Raw genomic sequence first — 12,388 nt, 5'->3', positions numbered from 1 at the left:
CGATGGCATTAGATTGGTACCAGCGGATGCTCAACTGAGGTCCGCACCCTTATCGCTTAACTTTACAAGGATAGACATCATGCGTACTTACGACCTGACCCCCCTCTACCGTTCCGCCATCGGTTTCGATCGCCTGGCCAGCCTGCTCGAGCAACGCGCCGAGTCGCAGCCAAGCTACCCGCCATACAACATCGAACTGGTGAGCGAAGACCAATACCGCATCGTGATGGCGCTGGCTGGCTTCACCCGCGACGAAGTCGAGATCATCACCGAGCGTGACAGCCTGCACGTCACCGGCCGCAAGCAGAAGGATGATGCCCAGCGCACCTTCCTGCACCGTGGCATCGCAGCGCGCGATTTCGAGCAGCGCTTCCAGCTGGCCAACCACGTGAAGGTCACCACGGCGTCGTTCGACAACGGCATGCTCACCATCGAACTGGTGCGTGAAGTGCCCGAGGCGCTCAAGCCACGCAAGATCGCCATCGGCGATGCTGCCGGCACCACGATCAGCGGCGACAATGTCCAGGCACTGGAACAGCGCGCTGCCTGAACTGTGGCACATGATGTGATAACGGTTTGAACGGAGGGCGCCTGCAGCATCGGGGCGCCCTTGTCCTATCTGACGGGCCTTGTGTCTGCGCAGCCGCAAGCCGTGTGCATTAAGCCGTGTCTAAGGGGTGTTGTCTGTCAACTTAAGTATGGTCTAAGACGGCTGCGCGACACTAGCCTCATCGAATCTCAAACACCGATTCACCGAATTTTCATCAGGAGCACATCCATGTCGAACCCAAGTGCCGTTACTGCCATCACTGCCAAACGCCTGACGCTGGCCCTGTGTGCTGCGGGCGTCATCGGCGGCGCGGTCGGTGCCATCGCTGTCAATCATAACAACGCTGCTGCCAACGCCGCCGCGCCGAGCGTGCCGGCTGTCGTCGCGGCCGCCCCTGGCGCTGCGCCAGCGGCTGCCGTGGGCGCGCCGTCGTCGACCGTGGCGCTGCCTGACTTCACGCGCATCGCTGCGCAGCAGGGCAAGGCAGTGGTCAATATCCGCGTCGTTGGCGGCACCAAGACAGCCGCCCGTGGTGGTGGCGGTGCCGGCGGCATGCCAAGCCTCGACCCGGGCCATCCGTTGTATGAGTTTTTCAAGCAGTTTCAGGACCCGCGCTCCGGTGGCGAGCGCGGTGGTCGTGAAGCGCCCGTTTTCGGCGCTGGATCGGGCTTCATCGTAAGCCCGGACGGCGTCATCCTTACCAACGCACACGTCGTGCAGGGCGCTGACGAAGTCACGGTCAAGCTGCAGGATCGCCGCGAGTTTCGCGCCAAGGTCCTGGGTTCCGACCCGCGCACCGACGTGGCTGTGTTGAAAATCGATGCCAAAGGCTTGCCCGTGGCGCCGATCGGCAAATCGAAATCGGTCCTGGTGGGCGAGTGGGTGCTGGCCATCGGTTCGCCGTATGGCCTTGAGAGCACTGTCACCGCCGGCGTGGTCAGCGCCACCGGCCGTTCGATCTCGGACAGCAATGTGCCGTTCATCCAGACCGACGTTGCGGTCAACCCCGGCAACTCGGGTGGCCCGCTATTCAACACCCGCGGTGAAGTGGTTGGCATCAATTCGCAGATCTACAGCCAGACCGGCGGCTACCAGGGCCTGTCGTTCTCGATTCCGATCGATCTCGCGGTGCGCATCAAGGACCAGATCGTCGCCACCGGCAAGGTGCAGCATGCCAAGCTCGGTGTGGGCGTGCAGGAAGTCGGCCAGAGCTTCGCCGATTCGTTCAAACTCGAATCGGTCGAAGGCGCCCTGGTGAGCAACGTCGAGCGTGGCAGCCCGGCCGAACGTGCGGGTCTGAAATCCGGCGACGTGATTCGCACGGCCAACGGCACGCCGATCGTCTCGTCGGGCGACCTGCCGGCCATGATGACGCTGGCCAAACCCGGCGACAAGGTGGCGATGGACGTTTGGCGCGACGGCAAGCTGGTGCGCATCGATGCGACGCTGGCCGACGCCGCCGAGAAGCCGCGCCGCGGCCAGGTGGAAGACGTGGCCAGCGCGGTCGACAACAGCGCCAAACTGGGCCTGTCGCTGCGGCCTCTCGAGCCGATCGAGCGTCGGCAGAGCGGCATCGCCGCTGGCTTGCTGATTGAAGATGCTTCGGGCGCCGCGGAGATCGCGGGCATCGAACCGGGCGACGTGCTCATCTCGGTCAACGGCCGGCCGGTGAACTCGGTGGCGCAGGTGCGCGAGATGGTGGGCAAGGCCAGCAAGTCGGTGGCGCTGCTGATCCAGCGCGGCGGCGACAAGATCTTCATTCCGGTGCGGATCGGTTAATTGGTTAAGATAGCGTAGCGTCCTCGGGTCGCACTTTTACAACGGGGGATGTATGCGGCTGCTGCTGGTGGAAGACGATACGATGATCGGCGAAGTGGTGCTCGACCTGCTCAGGGCCGAGCACTACGCGGTCGATTGGGTCAAGGACGGCGAAATGGCCGACACGGCCCTGATCCAGAACCAGAACTACGATCTGGTGCTGCTCGACCTGGGGCTGCCGCGCAAGGACGGTCTCGAAGTACTGCGCTCGATGCGCGCGCGCAAGGACCGCACCCCGGTGCTGGTTGCCACCGCGCGCGACTCGGTGGCTCAGCGTATCGCGGGCCTGGATGCCGGCGCTGACGATTACGTCCTCAAACCCTACGATCTTGACGAACTGCTGGCGCGCCTGCGCGCGCTGCTGCGGCGCGCTGCCGGCCGCGCCGAGCCGATTTTCGAATACCGCAACATCACGATCAATCCGGTCACGCGCGAAATCATGGTCGATGGCACCCAGGTGTCGCTGTCGGCGCGCGAGTGGGCCGTGCTCGAAGCGCTGGTGGCGCGGCCGGGCGCCGTGCTCTCGCGCGCGCAGCTCGAAGAAAAGCTGTACAGCTGGCGCGATGAAGTCTCGAGCAACGCGGTGGAAGTGTATATCCACGGCCTGCGCAAGAAACTGGGCAGTGACCTGATCCAGAACGTGCGCGGCGTCGGCTACATGGTGCCGAAAGCATGAAGATGACGCACTCGCTGCGCGGGCGCCTGCTCTGGTTCCTGCTCGCGGCGATCACGATCGCAGCGGTGGCGCAGGCGACGATCGCCTACCGCACCGCGCTGCACGACGCCGACCAGATCTTCGATTACCACATGCAGCAGATGGCTCTGTCGCTGCGCTCGAGCACACCGCTGTCGAACGACGAAGCGCGCGCGCGGCAGGAAGCCGAAAGCGCTGGCGGCAACGACGACATGGTGGTGCAGATGTGGTCCCCCGACGGCGCCCAGATGTTCCACAGCGTCTCTCGCGCGCGCCTGCCGCAGCGCGCGGTGCTGGGCTTTTCGAACGTACGCGCCAACAGCACGACCTACCGCGTGTTCTCGATCCAGACTTCCAATCAAACGGTGCAGGTCGCACAGGACCTGGCCGTGCGCCGCAATATGGCTGGCAACCTGGCCCTGCGTACGCTGGGGCCGATTGCGGTCATGATGCCGATCCTGATGCTGGTCGTGTGGTGGGTCGTGAGCGGCTCGCTGCAACCGGTGGCGCGCGTGCGCTCACAGGTGGCGTCGCGCCAGGCCGATGATCTGTCACCGGTTTCCGATACCGGCCTGCCCGACGAAGTGCGCCCGCTGGTGCAGGAACTGAACCTGCTGTTTGGCCGCGTGCGCACCGCGTTCGAGGCCCAGCAGCATTTCGTGGCCGACGCCGCGCACGAACTGCGCACGCCGCTTGCGGCGCTGCGCTTGCAGGCACAAAGCCTGGACCGCGCCGACACGCCCGAGGCGCGCCAGGTCGCGGTGAGCCGCCTGACGGCCGGCATCGACCGCGCCACGCGTCTGGTCGAGCAGCTCCTGATCCTGGCGCGACAAGAGGCCACCGCCGCCGAAGGCACGGCTGCCAAGACCCGGCCGGTCGACCTGGCCGATTTGGCGCGCCGCACGGCCGCCGACCTGGCCGGCGTGGCCGCTGCCAAGGGCGTCGACCTGGGCTTGCAGCAGGCCGACCCGGCCAGCGTCGACGGCCAGCCCGACGCGCTGCAGATCCTGCTGCGCAACCTGGTCGACAACGCAGTCAAGTACACCCCGGGCGGTGGCACCGTCGACATCTCGGTGCTCAGCGGCGCTGGCACGGTCGCGGTGCAGGTCGAAGACAGCGGCCCCGGCATCCCGCCGGACGAACGCGAACGCGTGTTCGACCGCTTCTACCGCGTGGCCGGCAGCGAAGCCGCCGGCAGTGGCCTGGGCCTGGCCATCATCAAGGCGATCGCCGAGCGCCATGGCGCGGTGCTGACGCTGGATTCGTCCGAGCGGCTGGGTGGCTTGATGGCGACCGTCACGTTCAAGACCCCTGTGCAGACAGCTTCCTGAGCGCACGGTAAAATAACCGGTTTGGCGGCTTTTTGTCCGCCTGTCTGCATACCGGGGAACCCATGAACAAGAACATATTGGCTGCCAGCGTACTGGCGGCAACCGCCGGCCTGGCGTCAAGCCAGGACATCGTCAAGATCGGCCATGTGGCCGGGATCACCGGGCCCGTGGCCTACTTTGGCAAGGACACCGAGAACGCCACACGCATGGCGATCGAACACCTCAACGCGCGCGGCACCACAATCGCTGGCCGCAAGGTGACGTTCCAGCTGGTGGCCGAAGACGATGCGGGCGACCCGAAACAGGCCACCAGCGTGGCGCAGAAGCTGGTCGACGCCAAGGTCAATGGCGTGATCGGGCACCAGACGTCGGGCACCACAATTCCTGCGTCGAAGATCTATCACACCGGCGGCATCCCGCAGATTTCGCCGTCGAGCACCAGCCCGAAATACACGCAGCAGGGCTTCAATACGGCGTTTCGCACGATTGCCAACGACGTGCAGCTGGGCCAGGCCCTGGGCCGTTACGCGACCGGCGCCATGAAGGTGCGCCGCGTGGCCGTCGTCGATGACCGCACCGCGTACGGCCAGGGCCTGGTGATGGAATTTTCCAGGAGCCTGCAGCAGCAGGGTGGCACGATCGTCGCGCGCGAATTCACCAACGACAAGGCGACCGACTTCAGCGCCATCGTCACCCGCATCCGCGCCACCAAGCCGGACATGGTCTTCTTCGGTGGCCTGAGTGCCACGGCTGGCCCGATGCTGCGCCAGATGAAGCAGCTGGGCATGAACGTGCGCATGATGGGCGGCGACGGCATCTGCTCCGACGAGATCTTCAAGCTCTCCGGCGGCACCATGGTCGACGGCCAGGTCGTGTGCGCGGAAGCGGGCGGCGTGCGTGGCGAAGGCAAGGCCGGCATGGACAAGTTCCGCGCCGACTACAAGAAGCGCTTCGGCATCGATGTGCAGATCAACGCGCCGTATGCGTACGACGCGACGATGGTCATGGCCGACGCGATGGTCAAGGCCGGATCGGCCGTCCCTGCGAAATACCTGCCATTCCTGGCCAAAGCCAATTACAAGGGCGTGACCGGGCCGGTGGCGTTCGATGCGCGCGGCGATGTGCGTGACGGGACGATCACCTTGTACGGGTTCAAGGGTGGCAAGCGCTCATTGATCACGGTGACCAAGTAGGGTGGACGGCTGCGCCGTCCACGCGTTTAACCAGTCATCAGGTGCCGGAAAGTCGGCTCGATATTCTTCGCGTGCAGATGGCGCACGATGTCTTCCAGCGTCGCGTCTTTCAGCAGCAAGCCTGCCGGCGGTGCAGGCGCAGTTGTAGACGCAGGCACGGGCGCCGGAGAAGCTACCGGCGCACTCACCGCGGCCGGTTCGAGCAGCCGCCACGCATGCTCGAACTGCGCCGCATCGATACTCTCCAACCCTTCCAGGAATCCAACCTGCCCGTTCGGCGGCGGCTGCATGTCCAGTCCCGGTTCGTCGGCAAACGACGCGCCCATGCCCGGGTGGATGAAGGCGGCCCACTTGCCGGTGCGTGGGTGCAGGCAGGGCGGCAGGGCAACCGGCGCGCGCACCGCGTCCGGCGCCAGCTCGACCTCGGGGAAATACGCATCGCGCAGGCGTTCCAGAAAAGCCTGCGCGCGCTCGGCCGGCACCGGCGTCGCGAGCGACAGCCACAAATAATAGGCATCGCCACCCGAGATGCTCACTGCAGGCGCGGGCAGCTTGAGCGTCGTCTGCAGTGCATTGGCGACTTCGCACAGGCGCGTCCAATGTGCTTCGCTGTCGGCGCCCCTGGTCTTGCGAAACGGGATCATCATGGCGCGCGTCAGGCCGTCGCCGCCCGTCAGGCTGACCGGCAGGGCGAGGATGTCGGACGGCAGCACATCGGCGGGAAGATACAGCCGCATCAATTCGGCAATCAGTTTGTGCATGGTGCTTTCAGGTGGAGTACGTGCTTGGACGACAGGCGCCATTCTGACACAGCATGCCCGTCCGGCCAGCGCCATAAAAAACGGCCTGCAATCGCTTGCAGGCCGTTGTTTCAACACGCACTAAGGTCAGATCAGAACCGGTGCGCCAGACGCGCGAACAGCGCCGCGCCATTCAGTCCGAACTGCACGCTCTCGTACTTGAAGCCGTTGTCGGTCTCGTTCGCATCCTGCACGGTCGGCTTGACGTCGAAGATGTTCGTGCCGCCCACCGTCAGGCGGGTCTTCTCGGTGAAGGCCCACGTGAAGGCCAGGTCGGCCGACGTCTTCGCTTCGTACTTCTGGTTCGGTACCGGTGGACCCGAGAACGTGCCCAGGGTCTGTGGACCGAAGTGGATCACGCGCAGCGCGGTTTCCAGCTTGCCCAGTGCGTAGTCGAAGCCCAGCGTGGCCTTGCGCCGTGGCGCGCCTTCTTCGATGAACAGGCGCTCGCGCTCGGACAGCAGCACGTCTTCGAAGCCGGCCAGCGCAGCCGGCGCTTTCACGCGCTGCACCTCGGTCTTGCTGAAGTTCGCGGCCAGGAACGTCGTCAGGCGGCCCGCGCCCAGCGTGGACCGGTTCGAGATCGTCAGGTCCAGGCCCTGCGTCTTGGTGTCGACCGAGTTGACGAAGAACTGCGCCTGGCCCACGCCCAGCTGCTGCAGCGTCGCGCCCAGCGCCGGGTAGTTGTCGGCGTCAAAGCGGCCCGACAGCACGATGCGGTCATCGATGTCGATGCGGTACAAGTCGGCCGTGACCGACGTTGCCTGTGTGGGCGACCAGGTCAGGCCCAGCGTGTAGCTCTTGGATTCTTCGTCCTTCAGTTGCGGGATGCCGGCGGCAGCGGCCACGCGGCCACCATTCGGCGCCAGCACGACGTCCAGCGGCTGGCCGCTGACGAAGTCGGTGAAGGTCGACGAGAAGTACGCCTGCTGCAGCGACGGCGCGCGGAAGCCCGTGCTGGCCGAGCCGCGCAGCAGCAGGTCCGGCGCCAGGCGGTAGGCGGCGGCGAGCTTGCCGGTGGTGGTCGAGCCGAAGTCCGAGTAGCGCTCGTAGCGCAGCGCGGTCTGGATCTTGAGGCGGTCGGTAAGATCGGTTTCGATGTCGACGTAGGCCGCGTTGCTGTGACGGTCGGTATCGGTTTCGTCGCCCGGCTGGAAGCCCGGGAAGCCCTGGCTGCCGGCGTTGCCGCCAATGCCCACGCCATCGGCGTCGATGTACGAACCGGCTTCACCGGCGAAGATCTGGTAGTTCTCGCGGCGGTGCTCGAGGCCGAACGCGACGTTCATGCCCTTGAACACATCGCTGTAGAAGCGGCTGATGTCGGCGTTGGTGGTCGCCTGGCGGAACGAGAACGCGCCCGCGTAGAAGCGGTCGGCGCTGCGGCCCTGGCCACCGCCCAGCAGATCGAGGTTGGCGATCGAGGCGTTGAGCGTGTTGGCGATGTCGTACTTCAAGCGGTTGTAGCCGTAGGTCTGCGACAGGTCGGCATTCCATTCGCCGGCCGTCCAGCGGTAGCCGACGGTGCCCCAGCGGTCATCGACCTTGCCGTTGATGAACGGCACGAAGCCGTCCGGGTACATCGCGGCCGAATTGCGCGACGGGATGTCTTCCGAGCCCAGGCCTTCGCGGCCGAAGGCGGCCGACGAGGCGTCGCGCTGCTGCACGCCGGCGGTGAAGTAGAACTTGCCGCCCGCGCCGGCCGGGAATTCGCCGTTCAGATAAATGGTCTGGTTGTCGGCTTTGGTGTCGCCGATGATGCGCGGGTTGCCGGGCTCCGAACGGTTGGAGCGGCCGCGATCCGAGTATTCGCCGGTGATGCCCAGCACGCCGCCGCCAAGGGCCACGCCGCAGTAGGCCGACGCCTGCCAGTTCTCGCCGTCGCCCTCGGTGTACTGGCTGTAGCCGGCCACCGATTCGCAGCCCAGGCTTTTCTTCAGGTCGATGTTGATCACGCCGGCAATCGCGTCCGAGCCGTATTGGGCGGCGGCGCCATCGCGCAGCACCTGCACTTCGCGGATCGCCATCACGGGGATGCCGTTCATGTCGGTGCCCGTGTTGCCGCGGTTGCGCGCGCCGAACAGGTTCACCAGCGCGACCGTGTGACGGCGCTTGCCGTTGACGAGCACGAGGGTCTGGTCCGAGCCCAGGCCGCGCAGGGCGGCCGAGTCGATCAGGTCGGCGCCGTCGGCGCCCGTCTGGCGCGTCGAGTTGAACGACGGCGACAGGTTGCTCAGCACCTGCGCGAGGTCGAACTGGCCACTTTGTTCGGCCGCTTTCGTCATCGGGATGAAGTCGATGGCGACCGGGGTGTCGGTGCTGGAGGCAGCGCCGACGCGGCGCGAGCCGACGACGCTCACGCTTGGCACGACGGCGTCGGTGGTGATGGCGGGTGCGGTTTGCGCCTGGACGGCGACCGGGGCGAGGGCAAGGGAAGCAAGAATGGTGCTGCCATACAAACTGGCCAACACGGAACGGGGCATGATTTTGAGTTTGAGCACAGGTTTCTCCGAAGGATGTTCGGATACTATCAATGGATCCTTCGATTACCGTTGCAATGTGGCATTAACACAACGTTCTGATTGTATAACTTTGTATTATCAATTTTGGTGCATAACTAATTTCCTAGGGTAAATAATGCGCTTGAGGTGAAAAAGGTCGGCTATACTGTGTTTTTATACAGTATTTGTCATTTGACATGAGTCCGGCGTGACACAGCCTCCGACCAACCAGCCTCCCGCAACTCCGACTCTGCCGCCCTATGCCGAGTTGTTCTGTCTGTCGAACTTCTCGTTCCTGCAAGGGGCGTCGCATGCCGAGGAGCTGGTCCTGCGCGCGGTGCAGCTCGGGTACTTTGCGCTGGGGATCACCGACGAATGCTCGCTGGCCGGCGTCGTGCGTGCGCATGCCGAGGCCAAAGAGGCCGGCCTGCCGCTCATCATCGGCGCCCACTTCCACTTGCAGAACCCCGATGGCAGCCCGGCGCCGTCGCTGATCCTGTTGGCGCAGAACCGCGAGGGTTACGGCAACCTGTCCGAATTCATCACGCTCGGACGCACGCGTGCCGGGAAGGGCACGTACCTGTTGACCCCCGATGACCTGGCCGACCCGGCGCCGGAGAACGCGCACCTGCGCCACATGCCCGATTGCCTGGCGATCCTGCTGCCGCCGTATCCGGGGCACGAGGCGCAGGACGTCGACCGACTGCACGCGCAGGCGGCGTGGATGGCCACCACCTTCCCGGGCCGCGCCTGGCTGGGCCTGACGTCGCTGCACCGCGCGTTCGACGATGCGCACCGCGCCACGGTCGAAGAAGTCGGCTGGCAGCACGGCTTGCCGATCGTGGCACTGGGCCACGTGTGCATGCACGTGCGCTCGCGCAAACCGCTGCAGGACACACTGACTGCCACGCGCCTGAACAAGGCGGTGGCCGACTGCGGCTACGGGCTGGCGCAGAACGCCGAGCAGCACCTGCGCTCACGCCTGCGCCTGGCCAATCTGTACACCCCACAGGTGCTGGCCGAGACGGTGCGCGTGGCGCGCCTGTGCACGTTCTCGCTTGACGAGCTGCGCTACGAATACCCGGACGAAGTGGTCCCGCCTGGCCACACGGCCGCGAGCTTTTTGCGCGCCGAAACCTGGATCGGCGCGCACCGGCGTTTTCGCGACGGCATCCCGGCGAAGGTGCAGGCGCAGATCGAACACGAGCTGGCGCTGATTTCTGAGATGCGCTACGAGCACTACTTCTTGACGGTGTACGACATCGTGCGCTTCGCCCGCTCGCAGCACATCCTGTGTCAGGGCCGCGGCTCGGCGGCCAATTCGGCCGTCTGCTACTGCCTGGGCATCACCGAGGTCGATCCGGCCCGCGCCAGCCTGCTGTTCGAGCGCTTCATCTCGCGCGAGCGCAACGAGCCGCCCGACATCGACGTCGACTTCGAACACCAGCGGCGCGAAGAAGTCATCCAGTACATCTACAACAAATACGGGCGCGATCGCGCGGCGCTGGCGGCGGTGGTGATCAGCTACCGCCCCAAGAGCGCGCTGCGCGACAGCGGCCGCGCGCTGGGCATCGACCTTGGCATCGTCGAGAAGGTCGCCAAGACCCACCACTGGTTCGACAGCCGCGCCGACCTGCTGGGCCGACTGGCCGAGAGCGGCCTGGATCCCGAGGCGCCGCTGTCGCGCCAGTGGGCCACGCTTGCGCAATCGCTGCTGAACTTCCCGCGCCACCTGTCGCAGCATCCGGGCGGCTTCGTCATCGCGCGTGGCAAGCTCTCGCGCCTGGTGCCGATCGAGAACGCCGCGATGGCGGACCGCAGCGTCATCCAGTGGGACAAGAACGACCTTGAGGAACTGGGGCTGATGAAGGTCGACGTGCTGGCGCTGGGCATGCTGTCGATGATGCGGCGCGGGCTGGAGCTGGTCGGCCAGCGTTACGGCAACGTGTTCGAGATGCAGGACATCCCGGCCGACGATACGGCCACCTACGACATGATCTGCCAGGCCGATACGGTGGGCGTGTTCCAGATCGAGTCGCGCGCACAAATGAGCATGCTGCCGCGGATGCGTCCGCGCGTCTTCTACGACCTGGTGATCGAGGTGGCCGTGGTGCGCCCCGGTCCGATCCAGGGCGGCATGGTCCATCCCTATCTGCGACGGCGCCAGGGCTTCGAGCCGGTGGTGTATCCGAGCGCCGAGATGAAGGTGGCGCTCGAGCGCACGCTGGGCGTGCCGATCTTCCAGGAGCAGGTGATGCAGGTGGCGATCCTGGGCGCGGGCTTCACGCCGGGCGAGGCCGACCAGTTGCGCCGCGCGATGGCGGCCTGGAAGCGCAAGGGCGGGCTGGAACACTATTACGAGCGCATCACGACGGGCATGCTCGAACGGGGCTACACGCTGGAATTCGCCGAAGCGATCTTCAGCCAGATCCAGGGCTTCGGCGAATACGGCTTTCCCGAGTCGCACGCGGCCAGCTTCGCGCTGCTGGCGTATGCCAGTTCGTGGCTCAAGTGCCACGAGCCGGCGGCCTTCCTGTGCGCGCTTCTAAACAGCCAGCCGATGGGCTTTTACAGCCCGTCGCAACTGGTGCAGGACGCGCGCCGTCATGGCATCGAGGTGCGGCCAGTCGATGTCGCCGTCAGCGGCTGGGATTCGGCGCTCGAAGAATACGATCCGCACGAGCGCATGCGCCAGCCGGCGGTGCGCCTCGGCCTGTCGCTGCAGCGCGGGATGAAGGTCGATGCGGCCGAGCGCATCGAACAGGCGCGCGCCGTGCGGCCGTTTGCCGATGTGGCTGACCTCGCGCGGCGCGCGGGCCTGGACCGCAGCGACCTGCAGGTGCTGGCGGCGGCCGGCGCGCTCCAATCGCTGGCCGGTCATCGGCGCGAGGCGTTGTGGGAAGCCTCCGGCGCTGCGCCCGACAAGGACCTGCTGCGTCCAACGGTACCGCGCGAAGAAGCGCCGGTGCTGGCGGCGCCAAGCGAAGGCGAAGAGATCGTGGGCGACTACCGCGCGCAGGGCCTCACGCTGGGCCGCCATCCGCTGGCGCTGCTGCGAGAGCGCCTGCTGGCGCAGCGCTTCCTGCCCGCGTCGACGCTGATGGATTTTCAGAACGGCCAGCTGGCGCGCGGCTGCGGCCTGGTGACGGTGCGCCAGCGCCCCGGCACCGCCAAGGGCGTCCTGTTCCTGACGCTGGAAGACGAAACCGGCAACGTCAACGTGATCGTGTGGCCATCGCTGGTAGAGCAGCAGCGCCGTGAGGTCCTGAGCGCGCCGCTGCTCGGCGTCTACGGCGTCTGGCAGCGCGAGGGCGAAGTACGCCACTTGGTTGCCAAGCGGCTGGTGGATCTGTCGCACCTGCTCGGTGGTCTCGATACGCGCAGCAGGGATTTCTGCTGATGCACAGCCGGGGTCAGGTCTGACATTCGGACACGACCTCAGCCTTAGTCACTTCCAAACAGCCGGGGTCAGGTCTGACATTTGGACACGACCTCAACCTTCGC

The 12,388-nt window shown here is 65.9% G+C and carries 8 protein-coding genes; 6 read left to right on the top strand and 2 right to left on the bottom strand.

Annotated features, from left to right (window positions below; all coding sequences use genetic code 11):
- The first annotated feature begins 79 nt into the window (after positions 1 to 79).
- The 5 genes from AC56LH_RS13670 to AC56LH_RS13650 all read left to right on the top strand — a co-directional run bounded on the left by AC56LH_RS13670 (position 80) and on the right by AC56LH_RS13650 (position 5,586).
- Positions 80 to 550 carry an Hsp20 family protein gene (locus AC56LH_RS13670; protein ID WP_183555607.1) on the top strand — a complete coding sequence of 157 codons (471 nt, stop codon included), beginning with the start codon at positions 80 to 82 and terminating at the stop codon, positions 548 to 550.
- A gap of 228 nt (positions 551 to 778) precedes the next feature.
- Positions 779 to 2,329: a Do family serine endopeptidase gene (locus AC56LH_RS13665; RefSeq protein WP_499646842.1), complete on the top strand. Its 1,551-nt coding sequence runs from the start codon at positions 779 to 781 to the stop codon at positions 2,327 to 2,329.
- Positions 2,330 to 2,381: 52 nt separating this feature from the next.
- A complete protein-coding gene (locus AC56LH_RS13660) occupies positions 2,382 to 3,044 on the top strand; it encodes a response regulator (protein WP_343025097.1) in 663 nt (220 codons plus the stop codon).
- Positions 3,041 to 4,393 (top strand): ATP-binding protein, encoded by a 1,353-nt coding sequence (locus AC56LH_RS13655; protein WP_499646840.1) that lies wholly within the window; start codon positions 3,041 to 3,043, stop codon positions 4,391 to 4,393. The genes AC56LH_RS13660 and AC56LH_RS13655 overlap by 4 nt, the downstream gene beginning before the upstream one ends.
- Positions 4,394 to 4,455: 62 nt before the next feature.
- Entirely contained in the window at positions 4,456 to 5,586 is a 1,131-nt protein-coding gene (locus AC56LH_RS13650; RefSeq protein ID WP_499646838.1) for a branched-chain amino acid ABC transporter substrate-binding protein, read from the top strand.
- A 26-nt stretch (positions 5,587 to 5,612) separates the two neighbouring features.
- On the opposite strand, the gene AC56LH_RS13645 is transcribed toward AC56LH_RS13650, so the two are convergent.
- Together AC56LH_RS13645 and AC56LH_RS13640 are read right to left on the bottom strand one after the other, a co-directional pair.
- Positions 5,613 to 6,347, bottom strand: coding sequence for a hypothetical protein (locus AC56LH_RS13645; protein ID WP_499646836.1), 735 nt, complete (start codon positions 6,345 to 6,347; stop codon positions 5,613 to 5,615).
- Positions 6,348 to 6,478: 131 nt separating this feature from the next.
- Positions 6,479 to 8,884, bottom strand: coding sequence for a TonB-dependent receptor plug domain-containing protein (locus AC56LH_RS13640; RefSeq protein WP_499646834.1), 2,406 nt, complete (start codon positions 8,882 to 8,884; stop codon positions 6,479 to 6,481).
- Between the two features lie 208 nt (positions 8,885 to 9,092).
- Here AC56LH_RS13640 and AC56LH_RS13635 point away from each other — a divergent pair, with 208 nt between their 5' ends.
- On the top strand, positions 9,093 to 12,284 hold the full coding sequence (locus AC56LH_RS13635; protein ID WP_499646832.1) for an error-prone DNA polymerase: 3,192 nt from the start codon (positions 9,093 to 9,095) through the stop codon (positions 12,282 to 12,284).
- Positions 12,285 to 12,388: the final 104 nt, after the last annotated feature.

This window comes from Telluria sp. LT1R51-2 (assembly GCF_059685775.1).
The sequence above is the reverse complement of the archived record's forward strand: the minus strand, read 5'-3'. Positions and strand labels throughout refer to the sequence as shown.